The sequence below is a fragment of the Paenibacillus doosanensis genome, from assembly GCF_025060755.1.
In the GTDB taxonomy this organism is placed as follows: Bacteria; Bacillota; Bacilli; order Paenibacillales; family NBRC-103111; genus Paenibacillus_S; species Paenibacillus_S doosanensis.
On record NZ_JANYUY010000009.1, the window covers coordinates 56,030 to 73,422 of the forward strand.

Annotated in this window: 17 protein-coding genes and 1 pseudogene; 10 read left to right on the plus strand and 8 right to left on the minus strand. The window is 47.9% G+C overall.

The window, feature by feature from the left end; genetic code table 11:
- Nucleotides 1-290: 290 nt before the first annotated feature.
- Nucleotides 291-665: a penicillinase repressor BlaI gene (blaI, locus tag N0M98_RS09580; protein WP_259617692.1), complete on the minus strand. Its 375-nt coding sequence runs from the start codon at nucleotides 663-665 to the stop codon at nucleotides 291-293.
- A gap of 479 nt (nucleotides 666-1,144) precedes the next feature.
- On the opposite strand from blaI, the gene N0M98_RS09585 reads away from it, so the two are divergent.
- Nucleotides 1,145-1,720, plus strand: coding sequence for a sigma-70 family RNA polymerase sigma factor (locus N0M98_RS09585; protein ID WP_259617693.1), 576 nt, complete (start codon nucleotides 1,145-1,147; stop codon nucleotides 1,718-1,720).
- On the plus strand, nucleotides 1,713-2,486 hold the full coding sequence (locus tag N0M98_RS09590; RefSeq protein WP_259617694.1) for a DUF4179 domain-containing protein: 774 nt from the start codon (nucleotides 1,713-1,715) through the stop codon (nucleotides 2,484-2,486). The genes N0M98_RS09585 and N0M98_RS09590 overlap by 8 nt, the downstream gene beginning before the upstream one ends.
- Before the next feature lie 409 nt (nucleotides 2,487-2,895).
- Here N0M98_RS09590 and N0M98_RS09595 read toward each other — a convergent pair whose 3' ends face one another.
- Nucleotides 2,896-3,564, minus strand: a complete 669-nt coding sequence (locus N0M98_RS09595; protein WP_259617695.1) for an ArsR/SmtB family transcription factor — start codon at nucleotides 3,562-3,564, stop codon at nucleotides 2,896-2,898.
- Between the two features lie 376 nt (nucleotides 3,565-3,940).
- Between N0M98_RS09595 and N0M98_RS09600 the strand changes: the two genes are divergently transcribed.
- From N0M98_RS09600 to N0M98_RS09620, 5 genes and pseudogenes are all read left to right on the plus strand, one after another.
- Nucleotides 3,941-5,221 carry an MFS transporter gene (locus N0M98_RS09600; RefSeq protein WP_259617747.1) on the plus strand — a complete coding sequence of 427 codons (1,281 nt, stop codon included), beginning with the start codon at nucleotides 3,941-3,943 and terminating at the stop codon, nucleotides 5,219-5,221.
- A 48-nt stretch (nucleotides 5,222-5,269) separates the two neighbouring features.
- Nucleotides 5,270-5,592 (plus strand): annotated as a pseudogene (locus N0M98_RS33850) (flavin monoamine oxidase family protein); the annotation flags it as partial.
- Nucleotides 5,593-6,052: 460 nt separating this feature from the next.
- Nucleotides 6,053-7,540 carry an MDR family MFS transporter gene (locus tag N0M98_RS09610; protein ID WP_259617697.1) on the plus strand — a complete coding sequence of 496 codons (1,488 nt, stop codon included), beginning with the start codon at nucleotides 6,053-6,055 and terminating at the stop codon, nucleotides 7,538-7,540.
- 99 nt (nucleotides 7,541-7,639) lie between these two features.
- Complete coding sequence (locus tag N0M98_RS09615; protein ID WP_310943432.1) at nucleotides 7,640-8,134, plus strand: MarR family transcriptional regulator; 495 nt, start codon at nucleotides 7,640-7,642, stop codon at nucleotides 8,132-8,134.
- An 80-nt stretch (nucleotides 8,135-8,214) separates the two neighbouring features.
- A complete protein-coding gene (locus N0M98_RS09620) occupies nucleotides 8,215-8,775 on the plus strand; it encodes a nitroreductase family protein (RefSeq protein ID WP_259617698.1) in 561 nt (186 codons plus the stop codon).
- 192 nt (nucleotides 8,776-8,967) lie between these two features.
- Here the strand turns inward: N0M98_RS09620 and N0M98_RS09625 are convergent, their stop codons facing one another.
- Nucleotides 8,968-9,885: an alpha/beta hydrolase gene (locus N0M98_RS09625; protein ID WP_259617699.1), complete on the minus strand. Its 918-nt coding sequence runs from the start codon at nucleotides 9,883-9,885 to the stop codon at nucleotides 8,968-8,970.
- 169 nt (nucleotides 9,886-10,054) lie between these two features.
- Between N0M98_RS09625 and N0M98_RS09630 the strand changes: the two genes are divergently transcribed.
- The 3 genes from N0M98_RS09630 to N0M98_RS09640 all read left to right on the plus strand — a co-directional run bounded on the left by N0M98_RS09630 (nucleotide 10,055) and on the right by N0M98_RS09640 (nucleotide 12,148).
- Nucleotides 10,055-10,618, plus strand: coding sequence for a TetR/AcrR family transcriptional regulator (locus N0M98_RS09630; RefSeq protein ID WP_259617700.1), 564 nt, complete (start codon nucleotides 10,055-10,057; stop codon nucleotides 10,616-10,618).
- A 220-nt stretch (nucleotides 10,619-10,838) separates the two neighbouring features.
- Complete coding sequence (locus N0M98_RS09635; RefSeq protein ID WP_259617701.1) at nucleotides 10,839-11,432, plus strand: YdeI/OmpD-associated family protein; 594 nt, start codon at nucleotides 10,839-10,841, stop codon at nucleotides 11,430-11,432.
- A 170-nt stretch (nucleotides 11,433-11,602) separates the two neighbouring features.
- Complete coding sequence (locus N0M98_RS09640; protein WP_259617702.1) at nucleotides 11,603-12,148, plus strand: TetR/AcrR family transcriptional regulator; 546 nt, start codon at nucleotides 11,603-11,605, stop codon at nucleotides 12,146-12,148.
- A gap of 1,149 nt (nucleotides 12,149-13,297) precedes the next feature.
- Here the strand turns inward: N0M98_RS09640 and N0M98_RS09645 are convergent.
- The 5 genes from N0M98_RS09645 to N0M98_RS09665 form a co-directional block, all read right to left on the minus strand.
- The gene (locus N0M98_RS09645) at nucleotides 13,298-14,902 is read right to left on the minus strand and encodes an exosporium glycoprotein BclB-related protein (protein WP_259617703.1); all 1,605 of its coding nucleotides are present in this window, start codon (nucleotides 14,900-14,902) and stop codon (nucleotides 13,298-13,300) included.
- A 104-nt stretch (nucleotides 14,903-15,006) separates the two neighbouring features.
- The gene (locus N0M98_RS09650; RefSeq protein ID WP_259617704.1) at nucleotides 15,007-15,348 is read right to left on the minus strand and encodes an alpha-helical endospore appendage domain-containing protein; all 342 of its coding nucleotides are present in this window, start codon (nucleotides 15,346-15,348) and stop codon (nucleotides 15,007-15,009) included.
- A gap of 41 nt (nucleotides 15,349-15,389) precedes the next feature.
- Nucleotides 15,390-16,499: a glycosyltransferase family 2 protein gene (locus N0M98_RS09655; protein ID WP_259617705.1), complete on the minus strand. Its 1,110-nt coding sequence runs from the start codon at nucleotides 16,497-16,499 to the stop codon at nucleotides 15,390-15,392.
- Nucleotides 16,496-16,999: a hypothetical protein gene (locus N0M98_RS09660; RefSeq protein WP_259617706.1), complete on the minus strand. Its 504-nt coding sequence runs from the start codon at nucleotides 16,997-16,999 to the stop codon at nucleotides 16,496-16,498. The genes N0M98_RS09655 and N0M98_RS09660 overlap by 4 nt, the downstream gene beginning before the upstream one ends.
- 5 nt (nucleotides 17,000-17,004) lie before the next feature.
- Entirely contained in the window at nucleotides 17,005-17,322 is a 318-nt protein-coding gene (locus tag N0M98_RS09665; RefSeq protein WP_259617707.1) for an alpha-helical endospore appendage domain-containing protein, read from the minus strand.
- Nucleotides 17,323-17,393 lie beyond the last annotated feature (71 nt).

Here is a 17,393-nt window from a genome sequence, read left to right on the forward strand (position 1 = left end):
CTACCAAGAGGCTGGCCATGAAAGAAGTATGAAGTACCCATTGAAAAATGGAATTTATCCTCTCCATATTTTCAACCACATTCATCCTTTCCTTTCTTCAATGAATACAACGCTAAGACATTTCTTCTTTGTAGAAACTCAAATACCGTTATGGATTTTATTTTTCTCTGTTGTGTCGCTTGATCCGATGCATACAAGTGTTGATCGAAGTACATTTTCTTTAAGACTTCAGAAGCGATCGCTGCAGCATCTTCATCATTTTGCGAAAGACAATATGAAAGCTGATAACATCAAGATTTTTCATCAAGGATACTCCGTAGTTCCTTGATATCGTCCGGGGAAAGCTTTTCTTCCTTTATAAAATGTACAAGCATGGGTTTGAATGCCCCTCCATAGATCCGTTTTAGGAAAGAGTCGGCCTCAGCGCGGCGGCACTCGTCTTCCTGAACAAGTGGAAAATAGGCAAACACTTTACCATCACGATTAATGTCGATGGCCTGCTTTTCAACTAAGCGATTTAGCAAAGTGCGGATCGTCTTTGGTTTCCATGCGGTTACGTTTTGCAAAGCTTCAATTACTTCGTTAGCCGTTAAGGGAGATCGGTTCCAAAGCACTTTCATGACCTCCCATTCGGCTTCGGATATTTTGGGGATAGGATTAGTCATCGATAAGCCTCCTTGATGGATTACATTTGTAATACAGATATAATATTACATCTGTGATTCGTTGGTGTCAATTGTTTTGCTTTGTTTGACATCTTTTGATTACACATGTAATATCAAAGTGCAATGCTTTACATAATCTAGGAGGTCATATGATTAACGAGTTGTGGTTCAAGGCAACTTTCAGTAGACGCTTCGAATCATGGAACTGGACGTGACAATACATTGTCAATTTCCATTCCGTTTAATGATAAGGAATATAAAATATTCTATAAATACCCTGATAATTTTATCTTAATGAAAACATTAGCGAACGTTAAAAAAGAGATCGGTGGAAAGATGATCCCTTAACGAGATAAAAGCCGGTGATTCCTTAGCGTATCTTTTCGTTAAAATGTTGGCGGACCCCCTTTTTAAAAAAATTGAACCATTTTTCACGATGGAGCCAATATAGGGTGTATACAGTTTGGAGGGCCCCTCAGATGAATGATAAAGAATTACATTTATGGATAGATCGATTGGTGGAAGGAGATCAGGAAGCATTTGAGGTCATATACAGTTTAACGAAGAAAAGCGTATATGCCACGGTGACGATGCTGATTCGCAATAAGGAAGACGTGAATGACATTGTGAGCGAAGTTTACTGCCAAATATTCAAATCACTGCCGAGCTTTGACCGTTCACGTTCTTTCTCGTATTGGTTGAACGGAATCGTTATCAATCAAATCAATAATTGGCGTAGGCAAATATGGCGCAGGTTCCGCCTGTGGCAAAAACACGACATGCTTCAAGAACGTCGTCCTCCGGAGCTCCCCGACGAGTTTCTGATCCAAAGCGAAGGACAGCAGCAATTGTTGGGTTTTATCGGTAAGCTACCCTATAAATTGCGTGTTGTAGTCTTATACAAGTATTACTTCGACTACAACAACGAAGAAATAGCTGAGTTACTTCAAATTCCGGTCGGTACCGTCAAGTCACGAAATAGCCTGGCGTTGAAGCAACTTCGACAAAGATTCGGTACTCATCTGGCGAAGGAGGTCACGTTAAAAAATGTCTAAACAAAATTTAAACGAAGTATTGACAAAATATGTAGAGGAGATTCAAGTTCCAGATGAGCTTGATCAACGGATTCAGCAAAACTTTATCCAATATTACGCCAAAAAGGAGAACTCTCAGATGACATTCAAGAAAAAAATATTAGCTTTCAGCTTAGCGGCTGCCATCCTGATTCCGACAAGTGCGTTTGCGCTTAACAACTCCTACTTTAGCCAAAGCAATGTAAATCTGAACGACCTGGTGGACAAACAAGTGAAACAGGCGGCCGCGGAAGGTCTCACTATGCCGATTGATTACAAAATTTCGGATCAAGGTGTGACTATTCATTTCACAGAGATGTATGCACAAGATTCCAAGGTACTTCTGCATTACCGAGTCGAAAAGGCCGATGGAACGTTAGTACCTTATGAATTTGATACCCAAGGTTTGAATATAGTTTCTGACGGCAAGGAGAACGGCCAGCAGAGCACGAATCCAACCTATAGTGTACCTGGACAGGAGGGCTTTAGTGTACTGAACTTTTTCGGTACTCCTAACGTTGGTGACCTGCCGTTATACCTTACAGATTCTAAAGGCAACATACTGGATACAGGGATTTCGGACCAAGGCAAGCCGGAGGGGCTTATCGCATTCGTGACAGCTGGTCATAAGTTGCCGCAGCAGATGATGTTGCACGTTAATGTAAATCGCATCGGTGGAACGAAGGGAAGCTGGAAAGGCGAACTCTCGATCGACAAACAAAAAGCACCAACCCCAAGTACTAAGTAAACCTTGCAATAAAATTCACCTAAAAAACGTGGACACCTCACTAGTATCCACGTTTTTTGCGTCAAAAAAGTCAAGCTTGAAAGGGGCTTTGTGTTCTCATATCAAATAGAGCGGCTGGCGAAGTTTATCTTGCCCAATGCTCCCCAGAGTCATCTGTTTTATATTCGAATGTTTCGGTCTTGCTGTGATATAGGGGATATACTTAATATGACCAATTACATTCCTTATTAGTTGCGTATTCAAGAATTGCCGGGTCCAAGTGAAGGGGAATACAATAGGGGGGCTATTTCTCTCGGGCTTTAAAGAAGCTTGAGACGATAAAAAGGCAACTTTAAAAGCCATCCTTGGCGGGATGGCTTATTCCCAAAATGGTCGCCGGTGTCGATGCAATAATTTCATCCATTTTGTATTAATGTGCGAAATGTTCCTGCCATTCGTTTAATCCCTCATCCATCCGATAGGCCTTAAATCCTACAGCCTGCAATTTTTGCGCAGCGAGTGCGGAGTACACACAGAGCGGGCCTCTGCAATAGGCAACAATTTCGGCATCCTGTGGCAAGTTTTGCATAAAATGCTCCAGCTCTGCCATAGGTACGGATATAGCCCCCGCAATATGGCCGTTTTCAAACTCTTCTTTCGGACGTAAATCCAAAAGAAAGATTGACTCTGTATTTAATTTTTCCATAACTTCATCCATCGTCAAAGTTTGAATCTTATCCAGGTCATTCAAAAAATTGCTTTTAAGCCTTGCGATATCCGGGAGTTGTTTCTCGCTGATCCTCCACAAGGAAGTTAATAAATCAACAATACCAGGATCAGCCAAGGAATAAATAACGTGGGTGCCTTTCTTGGTGAATTTAACAAGTTTGGCCTCCAATAATACCTGAAGATGACGAGACACATTTGCAAAATTCATCCCCGTGGAAGTGGTCAGCTTTTCCACCGTTTTTGATCCTTGGGACAATAAAGTCAGAATTTCCAGACGTTTATCGCTCGACAAGCATTTTCCGATTCTCGATAATTGTCTATAGAGCTCTTCTTTTAGCATAGTCGCAGAGTCCAGCAAGTTATCAGCCATTCTGAATTCCCTCACTTCTTGAAAAGATAATCTGGAGTTTTATATAGTGTACATCAAGTTGTTCAATTATTCAATTGAGCAAAAAGAAAAGACATATAGAGGATTGCCCCTTGTTTCAGCAGACGAGGAATCTTGTCATATACTAGATGAGGGCCATGCAAATTCCGTCGAAAGGTGCTCTAGCAGGCCCATTAAAATGTACTTGACGTAACCAATATTCGAAAATATAATTCAATAGAATAATTGAGAATTTGAACATTATGGTAATATACGGTGGTCCAGCTTTGAGGACAAACCGATAGGCGGGTATTGAGGAGCATATCCCGTATATTTCTTTAGACAAGGGGGAATAGAGATGTTGGAGAATCCTATAGCCATGGAGAACAAGGCGCAAAGTCTGTCGCCTTCCCTTATGGACTACGTGAATGTACCGGAGAAACAACGTCAACTGCATGCCAAAACGTTAAAGGTCGTTATTTTATCACAAATTCTTGCTGGAGCGGGTTTGGCGGCAGGGGTCACCGTAGGCGCATTGCTTGCCAAAGAGATGCTGGGCACAGATCGTTATGCCGGAATTCCTTCAGGACTCATAACTTTGGGTTCCGCCGCCGCGGCTTATGGAGTGGGGCGACTGTCCCAACGATGGGGACGCAGGCCTGGGCTGGCTATCGGGTTTATGGTGGGCGGTTTGGGAGCTATTGGCGTTGTGCTTTCCGCGCTATTAAACAGTATACCTTTACTATTTATTTCCATGTTGCTTTATGGGGCAGGAACGGCAACCAATTTGCAAGCGAGGTATGCCGGGACGGATTTGGCGTTGCCAGCCCATCGGGCCAAAGCGATCAGTATGGCTATGGTTTTCACCACGTTTGGCGCTGTTGCCGGTCCGAATCTGGTCACACTGACCGGCAAGTTCGCCACGTCTTTGGGCGCTCCGCCATTGTCAGGGCCGTTCATGTTGGCGGCAGCGGCGTATCTGATTGCGGGTGTGGTGCTGTTTGTTTTCTTACGACCTGATCCATTCCTTGTCGCTAAGGCTGTAGCTGAAAAGCAAAGACTCGAGTCCATAGCGGATGATGCGAAACGACTCGAAAATGCCGCGAATAAAAAGGGAATTATCATTGGCGCTACGGTTATGGTTCTTACACAGATTGTGATGGTTGCGATTATGACGATGACTCCCGTTCACATGCAACATCATGGACACGGTCTGGGTGCAGTAGGCATTGTCATCGGCATTCATGTTGCCGCGATGTATCTCCCTTCCCTGGTCACAGGTGTACTCGTTGATAAAGTTGGACATATCGCTATGTCGTACGTTGCCGGATTTACGTTGTTATTGTCAGGTTTACTGGCTGCATTTGGTCCTGGCGATTCCATGGCGGTGCTGATTCTTGCACTTGCGCTGCTTGGATTGGGATGGAATTTTGGTTTGATTAGCGGTACAGCGGCGGTTGTTCATGCCACGCCCCCGCAGATTCGGGCGAAAACCCAAGGTACGATCGATGTACTGATCGCTTTAGGCGGAGCTTCCGGCGGCGCATTGTCGGGTATGGTTGTAGCGCAGTCCAGCTATACAACCCTTTCATTGGCCGGAGCTTTTCTGTCTTTGCTGTTGATTCCCGTTGTCCTTTGGGTTCGGAAGAAGAAAGGTTGAGCAGGATTGAATATGGAAAAATATGAGCCTGTTATCATTATCGGCGCAGGGTTAAGCGGCCTGCGAGCAAGCTGGGTCGGACCTTTGCAAGAAATCCATGATGCATCGCCTGTTACCGGGGCGGGGGCGCTTTTTGGTTTCTTTGGCATACCGGCCAAGAAACGTGAAGAGTTAGGGGAGGAAAACCTGTTGAAGCTTGTCCGTGAGCAATTCATCCGGCTCTTTATGGCTTACCCGTAGGACTGCAAAGCTGGGATAAGAAAATCTTTTTTGCCGGAACAGAAACCGCTCGTGAACAAGGCGGACATCTGGAAGGGGCTCTTCGGTCTGCTGATCGAGCAGTAGCGGAACTAATGGAGCATACCATTTGAGCTGTTCAAATTGGCGTGTAATCGTAACGAAGGAACCTGTGTTTTACATCCAGCAAGTGCCACACATCATCAATTAAATGACGAAATTAAAAGCAGCCGGGGTTGATTCAGGTATGGTTCGTATTTCAGTTGGTTTGGAGGAATCTCAGCATGGGGGAATGCGAAAGACTTCGATGTTTATCGAGGTTCCCCCTCATCTGTGCAGGCTGTCCTCAATGCAGTAACGCTGGCCGGGTAGAAGTATCATAACCGAGGAGGCGATTCAAACAAGCAGTGAGATTAAAATGGAATTGATATTGATTTTCATTATTATAGAAGTTATAATCATTATTGTTTACCGGTAAATTAAAAGTTATGAGGTGGAGCCGGAATTGAATTTTATTTCGCTTTTATTTGATGTGTTCGAATTGATATTTTGTTAACTGGTAAATAAAAAGGTGAGTGGATGGTGGAACTTGCAATGAAAAATAAGAACTTGACCAGCACGGAGGAGCAACAACCTCAGAAGCTCATGAAGTTTATGCCATTAATTGTAGCGATTTTCATGGGGAACTTCCTGTCGCTGCTGAACAGCAATACGATTAATATAGCTTTGCCGGTCTTTCAAAAAGAATTTGCTTCCGACTTAAGTATCGTGCAATGGACACTGACTGGCTTCATGTTGGCGCTCGGCACATTCGCGCCTACAGCTGGATATTTCGGTGAACGCTTCACTTACAAGCGATTGTATATTTTCGCCTTGCTCGGCATGACGGTTGCTTCCGTGCTGTGCGCCTTGTCTTGGAACGCGCCGATGCTGATCGCCTTCCGCATTGTTCAGGGCGCATTCTGCGGTATTATAGTGCCGGCATCGATGACCATGATATTCCAGATCATACCGCGGCATCAACAGTCTGTAGCCATGAGCATCTGGATCGCCGCTTCGATAGTGGCGCCAGCCATTGGACCGACATACGCAGGCTGGCTTATCCAGCACGAATCCTGGAAGTGGCTGTTCTGGACCAATGTGCCGTTAGGGCTGCTAACGATCGTTGTTGCCTTTTTCTTCATTCCTTACTATCGTCTGAAAGTGCCGAAGGGATTCGATTTATGGGGGCTTCTGACGGTCATCGCCGCAAGCTCGCTGCTGCTGATCACGATGTCGCAAGGGTCCGGTTGGGGATGGGGGTCGGTCAGTACGCTGCTTTGTCTGGGAGGCGGGTTATCGGCGCTGGTGCTGTTTCTTTGGCGTGAGATGTCAATCGAGTCGCCGCTTCTACAGCTCAAAGTGTTTCTGAATCGGCGCTTCACGTCGACGGTAATATTGCTGTGTATCGTGATGATCAATTTTTTTTCGGGCATGCTTCTTGTTCCCGTCTTCCTGCAAAATGTCCAGGGACATTCGCCGCTTGATACGGGGATGATTCTGCTACCGTCTACACTTGCCATGGCGATTATGTCCTTGATTGTCGGTCGGCTGTACAAAGTAGTTGGCCCCATGCCATTACTGCTTGTTGGTGTACTGTTGATGGCCGCAGGAAACTTGCCGCTCGCATGGCTGCAGATCGACAGCTCATCCGCTTATACGCTCTTGTGGATGACCGTCCGCAGTCTAGGTCTGGCCCTGGTGCTGATGCCGGCGACGACGGCCGGGATGGAGGAGATTTCCCGCGAGTACACCGGCTACGCCTCTTCCATTCAGAACTGGCTGCGGAATGTATTCGTATCGTTCGGTGTGGCTCTTTTCACCACTCTGCTATCTTCACGTACTGCCGATCATGCTGCTAGGCTGATGGAGGGGGACGTCGGATCGCACTTGACTCAGTTGTCCACAACAATGGGCATCAACGATTTGAATTTTTTTTCGACGATAATTGTGGTGCTGGCTCTGCCATTTGTTTTTGCAATCCGCTCAAAGCGGAAGAAGGAACGGGGAACGGACAGCGCCTTGAGCAATCCCGTGCATTAACCATCACGTATCGTTGAAGGAGGGAACGTTGCACTCCGGCGTCGGAACGTGATACGATTGTTTATCGGTAAACTATCATTTATGTGACTGAGGTGTGAGATGATGAATACGTTGGAGACGATCAAATGGCTGGTCCATGCTCAGGTCGTTCATTTTGCGCATCTGAGCGAGCAATTGATCGAATCGGAGCACGACAAAATTTTTCGTTTTGCACAGGAGCAGCGATTGGAATCGATCCCGCGTCACTTGACTAGCGTGCACGTGATCGACTGCATCGGCAACAACGAGCCGATCAACAACACGGCGCTTGCAGAGAAGATGAATTTGTCCAAGGCCGGCATCACGAAAATCAGCGTGAAGCTGTTGGAGGAAGGATATATAAAGCGAAGGCAGCTGAATGATAATAAGAAGGAAGTCTACTTCAGTCTGACGGCGAAGGGCAGACAGGTTTTTGAGCTCCATCAACGGCTTCACAAACTGGAGGAGGAGCGGTTTATGCAGCTGCTCGAGCCGTTTACGGAAGCGGAGTTACACGCTATTCTGCGATTTCTGCAGAGCGTATCCGCGCATTGGACTAAGAAAGAGCCGGAGTAGGCGAGCGGCCCGGCGTTGGAAGGCGCCAATCGCATCTGGAAGCTTCGGCCATTGAACATTGCGATGGGAGCGTGATTGTCATGAGTATCGCCAAGACAATTCGGGAGAGAAGAAGCATTCGCACGTTTAATCGGACCCCTGTGCCTCGTGAATTGGTTATTCAACTGTTGAATGACGCGGTGTGGGCTCCGAATCACGGGCTGCGGGAGCCGTGGAGGTTCATCTATGTGGATAGCGAAGATGGCAAGGTGCGCCTGGTTGACCTGATTACGGCTGCATCCGGCAGTCTTAAACGGTACCGTCTGCTGCCGCCCAAACTCAAGGAGTTTATGAGAAACAGGTTACTTGAGATTCCCGCCCACCTGATCGTAGTAACAAAGGAGGAGAAGAACGAGCACAAGCGGGATGAAGACTTCGCGGCGGTTTGCTGCCTGATGCAAAACCTGCAGCTTGTAGGGTGGGAGCAGCGGCTGGGAATGATCTGGTCCACCATCGAATTCATTTTTAACCCCGAGTTCCGGGACGGGCTGGGCGTACGGAAAGACGAGCGGATCGTAGGTATTCTTCATATGGGGTATTTTGACAAGGTGCCCCGTCCAAAGCCGCGTACGCCAGCTGAAAAGAAACTGACCATATGGTAGATGCCGGTAATTGGGCAGGAAATGAACAATACAATGTCCATTATTCAGGTGAAGAGATGCCGTAGCTCGACAGTTCTATGTAGTTGGGTTGGAATTGCAAAAAGGTACCCGTATACTAAACACTTTTTTTGGAAGTGTCCGGTATACGGGTACCTGTTTTACATTCCCGGCATCTTTTTCATTTCTGCTCGTTTACAGGTTTTCTTTATAGAACGCGCCCAGCTTTTCGACTGCTTGCCGGACCGGCTCCGGTCTGTCGTACAGGTCGTAGTGGCTTGCGCCTTCGAGCACAAACAGATCCTTCTTCGCGGAAGCTGCACGCTGATAGAGCTCATGGCCGTCCTTGTACGAACCGAAGGCGCCTTGAACGCTGCCGACGATGATTTGCAGAGGTTGAGTAAGCAGCTGTTCCGCCAGATGAAAGGCGTCGAAGCCGTACACAGCGGCCAGGCTGGTGAAGTTTACTTTATTCGGCGAGTTCGGATGCTGACCGCGCGGCGTCGTGTAGTAATCAACCGCTTCGACAAGATCGATGTCGGTGAGACCCGCTTTCTCCCTCTCCTCCTGATTGCCGGGAATCCAATTCGTGATCAGCGTTTCGGCTCCGCGAGCTTCGGCCGTACGTTGCGCCGCAATAGCTTCCAAAGCCTGGATTGGATCGCCGCTTTCACGGTTTACGCGACCGATGTTGGCGCCGACCACCGTGCCGACCGCCTTGATACGGCGATCGGTCATCGCGGCGTTCACAGCGTAACCGCCGCCTGCGCAGACGCCCAATACGCCAATCCGATGATCATCGACATAGTCAAGCGTAGTCAGGTAATCGACGGCACAACGAACGTCCTCGACCCGTGCGGCCGGTTCCTCGATATAGCGAGGCTCGCCGCCGCTTTCTCCCTGATAAGATGCGTCAAATGCGATCGTGACATACCCCAGCTCGGCCAATTTCTCGGCGTAGATGCCTGCGGTTTGATCCTTGCAGCTGCTGCCGGGATGGACGCAGACGATTGCCGGATTTTTCTGTGCTTCGGCTTTGTCGGGAATATTCAAAATACCTGCAACCTGCAGCCCGCGAGCGTTAAATGTTACGGATTTTTTTGTTACTGCCATGTTTGTAGCCACCTTTGTTTTTTTAAATTATATACTTGTGAGTATGAATACTCTTGTGTATATTTAAATTACATCAGATAGACACTGCATTCAATGACCAGATGTTTAGCTTGAGCGTATTACTACACACATAACGGAAATTCGTGTAATAAATAAGGGGTTGCTCGATATGGATAAAATAGATCGCAGAATCATCAAATCGCAGAATGCGATCCAGTCCACCTTTTTGACGATGCTGGTCGAAGAGGGCTTTGATGAAATTACGGTTAAGAAGATAACCGAGCGAGCGGATTTAAGCCGTAAGACATTCTATTTGCACTACGTGGACAAATACGACCTGCTGGATTCAATCGTCAACAGACAGCTTGTGGAACTGGAGGAAATTTGCCGACTTAAGCAGGAGAAAGGATTTGTTGAGGGGACCGTCATCTGGTTTCGCTATTTTGAGGAGCATCGGGACTTCTTCGCCGCACTGTTCGCAAGCAAGAGCACCGTATCCTTCAGGGAACGGCTGCTGGGGTTTATGATGGAGCAGATCGACCGGAAAATAGACAGGAGCAAGCTTAGCAGAGATCCCGAGCTGTTTTTAAGATTTCTGGGTATGGCTGTTCTGGGGATTATGGAATCTTTCTTGCTGAATCAGTTAACCGGCAGCACGGAGCAGGTTGCGACAGAGGTCGGCGAATTGGTGCAGCAGACGATCGCTTTGGCTTCTTCAACGGATAAAAGCTAAAGGAGCATTGCCGATTCCGGGTACGCGGCTGGTTGACATGACACTGAACGGTGTCCTATAATTGATATGTCACTAAAGAGTGTCCAATTAGCAAATAGAACAGTGACAACACAGGCTTTTGATGGACCGGATGGCCATCGAGCAAGTATGTTCTGCTGAAACAAGTCGATTATAGTCAGATGCCATTGGATGAACGGCAAATAGCAGAGGGGGAACCTTGATGATAAAGGGTGAGAGGAATCCTAAGCTTGATTCCTATTTTAACAAGCTTAAGAAATGGAAGGAAGAGTCCGAGCTGCTGCGAGAGATCGTTCTTGACTGCGGACTGACCGAGGATTTTAAGTGGATGCATCCTTGCTACACGCTGGATAATCATAATATCGTTTTGATCCATGGGTTTAAGGAGTATTGCGCGCTTCTGTTCCACAAAGGCGCGTTGCTAAAAGATCCTCACGGGACTCTCGTCCAACAAACGGAGAAGGTACAGGCGGCGCGCCAGATTCGGTTCACGAATGTTCAAGAAATCGAGCATATGCAGCTTATTTTGAAAGCATATATTGATGAAGCTATTGGAATTGAAAAAGCCGGGTTGCAAGTAACTTATAAAAAGCACACGGAATATGTCATTCCCGAAGAATTGCAAAATAAATTCGTAGAACTCCCCGACTTGAAAATAGCTTTTGAAGCATTGACGCCGGGACGGCAAAGAGCGTACATTTTGCATTTTTCTTCACCCAAACAATTTAAAACTCGAGAGTCGAGGGTGGAAAAATATATCCCGCATATCCTGAATGGCAAAGGCTTGAATGATTAATATATGATCTATGTAGATGAAACTCTGCGCCTGGCGCGGAGTTTTTTGCTGAGCCGTGCACGGGCGATTACACTGAGAATCGGCCTCAAGATGTATAAAGTAAGTGCATATTGATAACATATAACACATATGCGTATAATCGAATCAAAAATAAAAAGAGGCTGTTTCCAATGACCAAAGTAGATAGAAGAGTTCTCAAGTCGCAGCAATCGATAAAGCAAGCTTTTATCGAGCTGCTGTCCGAAAAAAGCTTTGACGAGATTACGATACAACATATTGCCGACAGGGCGAATGTGGGCCGCCGGACGGTATATCTTCATTACTTGGATAAATATGATTTGCTGGATAAGCTGATTGAAGAACATATTCATGCGCTGGAGAGGCTCTGCCAATCATCGGCGGATTTAAGCTTTGTAGAAGCAACCCGGATTTGGTTTGATTATTTTGAAAACAACCATGCGTTCTTCTCGACGATTCTGGTGAGCAAGGGAGCTCCTTCTTTTCGCAGCGGCTTCTTCAAGCTTGTCATTAAAGAATTGGAAGGCGAGCTGAATACGGCGGAAGGAGTGAATAAAGGATTTAGCAAGGAGATCATCCATGATTTTTTTGGAAAAGCCGTTGTAGGTATTGTTGAATCGTATATTACGAATGAAATCTCCGAACCGGCTCATGTCGTGGCCGAACAAGTCGGGCTGCTGCTGGAGAGAAATATATAGACAGAGCAGACGGATTGCATTGATTAGAAAAACATCAGTTTTCGCCGCTGAAAGCTTATTTTCGACGTTGTATTTATATGTATTATCGTTCCGGACGAGATGATTTATACGACGTAAAGCGCCAAAGCAGGCTATAAAAAACGGTACGATTCATATGTATTCTGGCCGTTCATTTCCTTGAGACATTGCTTGAGACAGGCATGGAATTACGATTCCATGTCTTTTTTTGTGCGGGAACGGCTTTAATGCATAGTTTCGATAGCTTTGTGCATTAACGCACAAGGCACTGCCACTTGGTCATTGAAGATATGTTATTCCTGCTTATTATGATACACATAAGGTCTTTATTACGCATATGCGCATTTAACTGGACCGCCTAAATTCACTCACCGTGCATGATGCGATTCGGCGTGGATACAATATTTCGGTTAGGAGATGAGAACGGCAGGACTAGAGAATAAGTCCCGGACGCACAGTGTTTTTTTCCAATTAGCGAATAAGTTACTTTTACTCAAATAAATCATTTGGAGGTATTACGATGAAAAAGGACGTCAAATTTAAAAATAACTCAATCTGGTTAGCAGGCAACGTATACGTTCCGGCAAATTTGGATGAACGACACGGCCAGTCGCGGGGCGTCCTCGGTCCCCTCCAATCGGCTTGCCCGGATCATCAAGTAGGGATAGCCTGAAAGGCGAACGCATGTTTTTGCGGGAGATGGCGCATCCGGCGCTGTCGATAACGCCCGGAAGTATGCTGTTCTGACCGGCCTTGGGAGTACGGCACTGCCGATGTCCTCCCACTCGATGAGCGCAGCCCGCAGTTCGTCGCAAAAACCGGCAGGGGACAGCACATTTCTGTAACGCCCGCTGCTTGTCATCCGTCCTTCCGTCGCCCCGCTTAACGACGCGGTCGAATCGGACGCTTTTACCAATTGGCTGTATTGAATGTAGTCCGCCTTTAAGTAATCGTATTCGAACAAGCGATCGTGAAGGTAGCGCAGCGATCGAAGGAAGCAGCCTGTTGAAAAGCCGAATATAGCTGAAGTTCGCCAATGACAAGCTGCCATTGATTAATAAGTTGAAAGATAATGAAGAAAAAGAGGTTGACTTGGAGAAGTCAACCTCGAAAAAATTGGCGCAGCTCTTGTTAGCTTATGGCAACCCCTGCGCTGGCATAGCCCGCTATCGTATTCACCAAACTTAAGCCTGTGGCGGTAGCTGAAAATACCATTAAGTGACGATCCCCGGCACTTACAGGTATGCTTAGACCCGTTGTGATTCCGCTGGTGATCGCTCCGATCGCTAATATGCCTGTAAGAGGGGGAGTCAATGTCACGATAGCTCCCGGGATTGGATTAAAGGTGTTATCAGGAGTGGTTGAATTATATAACTGTGCTGTAATTGTAATTGAAGTTCCAACAAGTGACAGTGCCGCCGTGACGCTAAAATAGGCAGCTATTGAAGTAATCGTGCCTGCGCGAGGCACGGAGTAGGCGAAGTTCAAAAGTGTACCGGCTGCACCGGTCAAATCGATAGCGCCGCTGCCGAGAACGGATACGCCTGTTACAGAGTTTCCAAAGCCGACAAGGCTCGTTGTGCCCAATAGTCCGCCTGCTATGGTGGTAAGCGCAGTAGGCAGTCCTGAAGCAAAAGGAATGATCGCACCGGAACCGGCAGCGCCCGTGGCCCCTGTAGCGCCTGTGGCCCCCGTGACGCCCGTGCCGCCCGTAGCGCCCGTGGCTCCCGTGCCGCCCGTAGCGCCCGTGGCCCCTGTGACGCCCGTGGCCCCCGTGGTGCCCGTGGCCCCTGTAGCGCCTGGGTCCCCCGTAGCGCCTGTGGCTCCCGTGACGCCCGTGGCTCCCGTAGCGCCCGTAGCGCCTGTGGCCCCTGTGACGCCCGTGGCCCCTGTAGCGCCTGGGTCCCCCGTAGCGCCTGTGGCCCCTGTGACGCCCGTGGCCCCTGTAGCGCCTGGGTCCCCCGTAGCGCCTGTGGCCCCTGTGATGCCCGTGGCCCCTGTAGCGCCTGGGTCCCCCGTAGCGCCTATGGCTCCCGTAGCGCCCGTGGCCCCTGTAGCGCCTGGGTCCCCCGTAGCGCCTGTGGCCCCCGTAGCGCCCGTGGCTCCCGTGACGCCCGTGGCTCCCGTGACGCCCGTGGCGCCCGTGGCGCCCGTAGCGCCTGTGGCCCCCGTAGCGCCTGTGGCCCCTGTAGCGCCTGTGGCCCCCGTGGTCCCCGTGGCCCCTGTAGCGCCTGGGTCCCCCGTAGCGCCTGTGGCCCCCGTGACGCCCGTGGCCCCCGTAGCGCCCGTGGCTCCTGTAGCGCCCGTGGCTCCTGTAGCGCCTGGGTCCCCCGTAGCGCCTGTGGCTCCCGTAGCGCCTGCGGCGCCCGTAACCCCGGTCGGCCCCGGAGGTCCTCCCGACGGTCCTGTAGGTCCTGGAGGCCCTGTCGGCCCGATAGAAACAGGAGTGCTTAGGATGCGTTCAAGCTTGCTTTGAAGAAGAAATTCATTTCGAGTCAGATCACGAATCGTGTCTCGCACACTATCGTTAACTAACAAAAGATCGCTCAATGTCGGCGTTGGTGAGCTGACCCCCGGCAAGGTGCCCAGCACAAATTGCAGTTTTTCACCTTCCGCATTGATAATGTGACTTAATCCCAATTCTTCCAATGCAATCGAAGACAATAGCAAATTTATTGCGTCATCTCTTGTAATGGTAATAGCCGGCGTAATATTAGGGATATTCGACTGCGACATATCAACCCTCCTGTTTATTAAATTGAAGGACAGTTTATTGTATTATTGACAAATGTGAAAAGTTACAAATTTTACATTATAATGAATATTTTGTTTTGGCGTTGTTAGCCTTGAGGGGGACCGGCTTCTCTCTCAAGCAGCTTATCCATATATCCCAATACATTGGCAAATTTAACTTGCAGCAGCACTTCTTTTAAAACTACATTTTCCAACGTTTTTCTCACCGACTGGTTGATGGCGAGAATGTTTTCCAAACTAATGTAAGGCGGCGGCTGGATCGAAGAGTCCAAAGTGCCCAAAATAAATTGAATTTTCTCCGCTTCCGCGTTCATAATATGCGCCAGCGCGATTTCTTCGAGCGCGATGGAAGACATCAGCAGCCTGACGGTTTCATGATCTGTAACTGTAATTAGAGGCGTTATGTTAGGAATATGGGCTTGTGACATACCATATCTTTCTCCCCTCATTATTCGTCTGCAGTTTATGCTTAAGTAAGCCGGATAGGGTCCCACCCGACCTTCTGCTGCGCTGCCGCATGGTTGGAGCATACTTGCAAAGTCTGTTCGTAAAACCGTTTCGCTTCATTAAGATCCCCGTTTTTTTCATGACACAGGCCCATATAGTATAAGGCTTGAAAACTTCCCACGCCTTTCAGCGACAAGTAATGAAGCGGGCCATCGCCCAGCTCCAGGCATTTCTGAAAAGCGGCCAAAGCTTCCTCGATTCGTCCCTTAACGTAAAGAATGATTCCTTTGTAAAAGTGAAGATCCACATAATCCGGGTACAAAGCGATCGCTTTTTCAATGGCCGGCCACGCTCCGTCTATGCTTCCTAGCGCGAGCAGAATGTCGTACTTCATTTTGTATACGATGGAAGGAGGCAGTTGTCCGATATTCAAAAAGCCGAGGATAGCGTGATTCAGCTCATCGAATGCTTGTTTGTATTCCTTTATACGGTAATATTCACTCGCTATGTGATAACTTACCAAGGGGCTGTGTCCGGACTTTTGTTTTTCCTTCACCAGCATAGTGAAATTTCGTTCAAATTTATTTTTGCTTTCGGTGACGGTATCCAAATAGCCGTAATGATAAATGGAAACGGGAAGGATGCCGATTCCGGACAAGGAAGCGCTCAATTCCGGTAAATTCAGCTGCTCATGAATATCGTTTGTAAATTGAATGCCCAAACCGTTGCGGAACAACCGGTGGCTGGCCGAAGTATAGACTTGATCCAAATCGGCCGTTTTTCCGTAAAAGTTGACGAGTGTCATCAGCAGTACGTCATGAGGCGTCGAAGCGACTACATCCCGCAGCTCGGAAGCGTGCCCCGCCCGCAGCTCCTCGTCGGCATCCAGCCAAAGAATCCAATCCCCCGAAGCTTTCTTCAAGCCGTAATTACGCGCTTTGGCAAAGCTATCCTCCCACGGAAAATCGAATACTTCGGCTCCGAAAGACTTGCAAATCGATGGGGTTTTATCCGTCGAACCGGTGTCCACGATAATCATTTCATCCGCAATGCCCCTAACGCTTTGCAGACAGCGCTCTACACAAGCTTCTTCATCTTTGACGATCATGCATAAAGAAATGCGCGCCTTCATGGTAAGCCGCCGTCCGTTTGAGCGGTTAATTGCCTGCGATGCCAAGAAGACGTTATGCGATATTTGCCGGCGGGCAGTTTGTACGTCAAAAGCGGGGACAGCCAGGGCGGAGAGGGGCGCGGAGCCGAGGCGCCTTGTTCGGACAAGTATCGCAAGCGATCGATGTTTGCGAATAGTTTTTTCAGGTCATCCAGTTTTTGTTTCATTTTTTTGGCATATAATAGAAAAAACGCTTTGGTAACCGTGTCCGATCCGTTACCGCGGCTGTCCAGTAGCGTAAAGTATGCTTCTGTTTTTTGCATATAAAGAATAACAAACTGGTCTAAGCAATGAAACAACCGGTTCTTATGTTCTCGCTCAAGCTCTCGTTTTTGCATCCCCTCCGTTAAGCGGCTCATCGCTTCCACAAAAATGAGGAAAGCGATATGCGTTTCAACCGCGGAATTCAAGCAATTCTCAAGGGCAACAGGCAGCTTGGAGTTGGTGTCCGCATTCATCATTGTCGTTACTCCTCGCACTCACAGCATGGCTCCATGCAGTCAAATTCGATTACATTCTCCAGTTTTCTAAGGAGCAGCCATTCTTTCATCACGATAATATCGACCAATTTAAACACTTGACCCTCAAACTTAATGATCTCCCGGGTCGTCGGACTCGTTGGAAAATCGAGGCATTTGCCGACGAACGCTTGAATTTTCTCTGCCTCGGCATTCAATAAGTGAGAAATTGCGGTCTCTTCCATTGCAATCGACTTTAACAAATCAATAACGACTTCTTCTTTGGTCGGTCTGTATGGTTCCTCGGGAATTTTCGGCATGCTCATTTGAAAAAAACCTCCACATCCCTTGTAAATAATACAAATTTTGGGTGAAAACCTATGGATTATTGTATGTG

Bases quoted from the DNA above. Each gene is read 5' to 3' on its own strand.
- blaI (WP_259617692.1), bottom strand. From the start codon at position 665: ATGACTAATCCTATCCCCAAAATATCCGAAGCCGAATGGGAGGTCATG.
- N0M98_RS09585 (WP_259617693.1), top strand. From the start codon at position 1,145: ATGAATGATAAAGAATTACATTTATGGATAGATCGATTGGTGGAAGGA.
- N0M98_RS09590 (WP_259617694.1), top strand. From the start codon at position 1,713: ATGTCTAAACAAAATTTAAACGAAGTATTGACAAAATATGTAGAGGAG.
- N0M98_RS09595 (WP_259617695.1), bottom strand. From the start codon at position 3,564: ATGGCTGATAACTTGCTGGACTCTGCGACTATGCTAAAAGAAGAGCTC.
- N0M98_RS09600 (WP_259617747.1), top strand. From the start codon at position 3,941: ATGGAGAACAAGGCGCAAAGTCTGTCGCCTTCCCTTATGGACTACGTG.
- N0M98_RS09610 (WP_259617697.1), top strand. From the start codon at position 6,053: ATGAAAAATAAGAACTTGACCAGCACGGAGGAGCAACAACCTCAGAAG.
- N0M98_RS09615 (WP_310943432.1), top strand. From the start codon at position 7,640: ATGATGAATACGTTGGAGACGATCAAATGGCTGGTCCATGCTCAGGTC.
- N0M98_RS09620 (WP_259617698.1), top strand. From the start codon at position 8,215: ATGAGTATCGCCAAGACAATTCGGGAGAGAAGAAGCATTCGCACGTTT.
- N0M98_RS09625 (WP_259617699.1), bottom strand. From the start codon at position 9,885: ATGGCAGTAACAAAAAAATCCGTAACATTTAACGCTCGCGGGCTGCAG.
- N0M98_RS09630 (WP_259617700.1), top strand. From the start codon at position 10,055: ATGGATAAAATAGATCGCAGAATCATCAAATCGCAGAATGCGATCCAG.
- N0M98_RS09635 (WP_259617701.1), top strand. From the start codon at position 10,839: ATGATAAAGGGTGAGAGGAATCCTAAGCTTGATTCCTATTTTAACAAG.
- N0M98_RS09640 (WP_259617702.1), top strand. From the start codon at position 11,603: ATGACCAAAGTAGATAGAAGAGTTCTCAAGTCGCAGCAATCGATAAAG.
- N0M98_RS09645 (WP_259617703.1), bottom strand. From the start codon at position 14,902: ATGTCGCAGTCGAATATCCCTAATATTACGCCGGCTATTACCATTACA.
- N0M98_RS09650 (WP_259617704.1), bottom strand. From the start codon at position 15,348: ATGTCACAAGCCCATATTCCTAACATAACGCCTCTAATTACAGTTACA.
- N0M98_RS09655 (WP_259617705.1), bottom strand. From the start codon at position 16,499: ATGAAGGCGCGCATTTCTTTATGCATGATCGTCAAAGATGAAGAAGCT.
- N0M98_RS09660 (WP_259617706.1), bottom strand. From the start codon at position 16,999: ATGATGAATGCGGACACCAACTCCAAGCTGCCTGTTGCCCTTGAGAAT.
- N0M98_RS09665 (WP_259617707.1), bottom strand. From the start codon at position 17,322: ATGAGCATGCCGAAAATTCCCGAGGAACCATACAGACCGACCAAAGAA.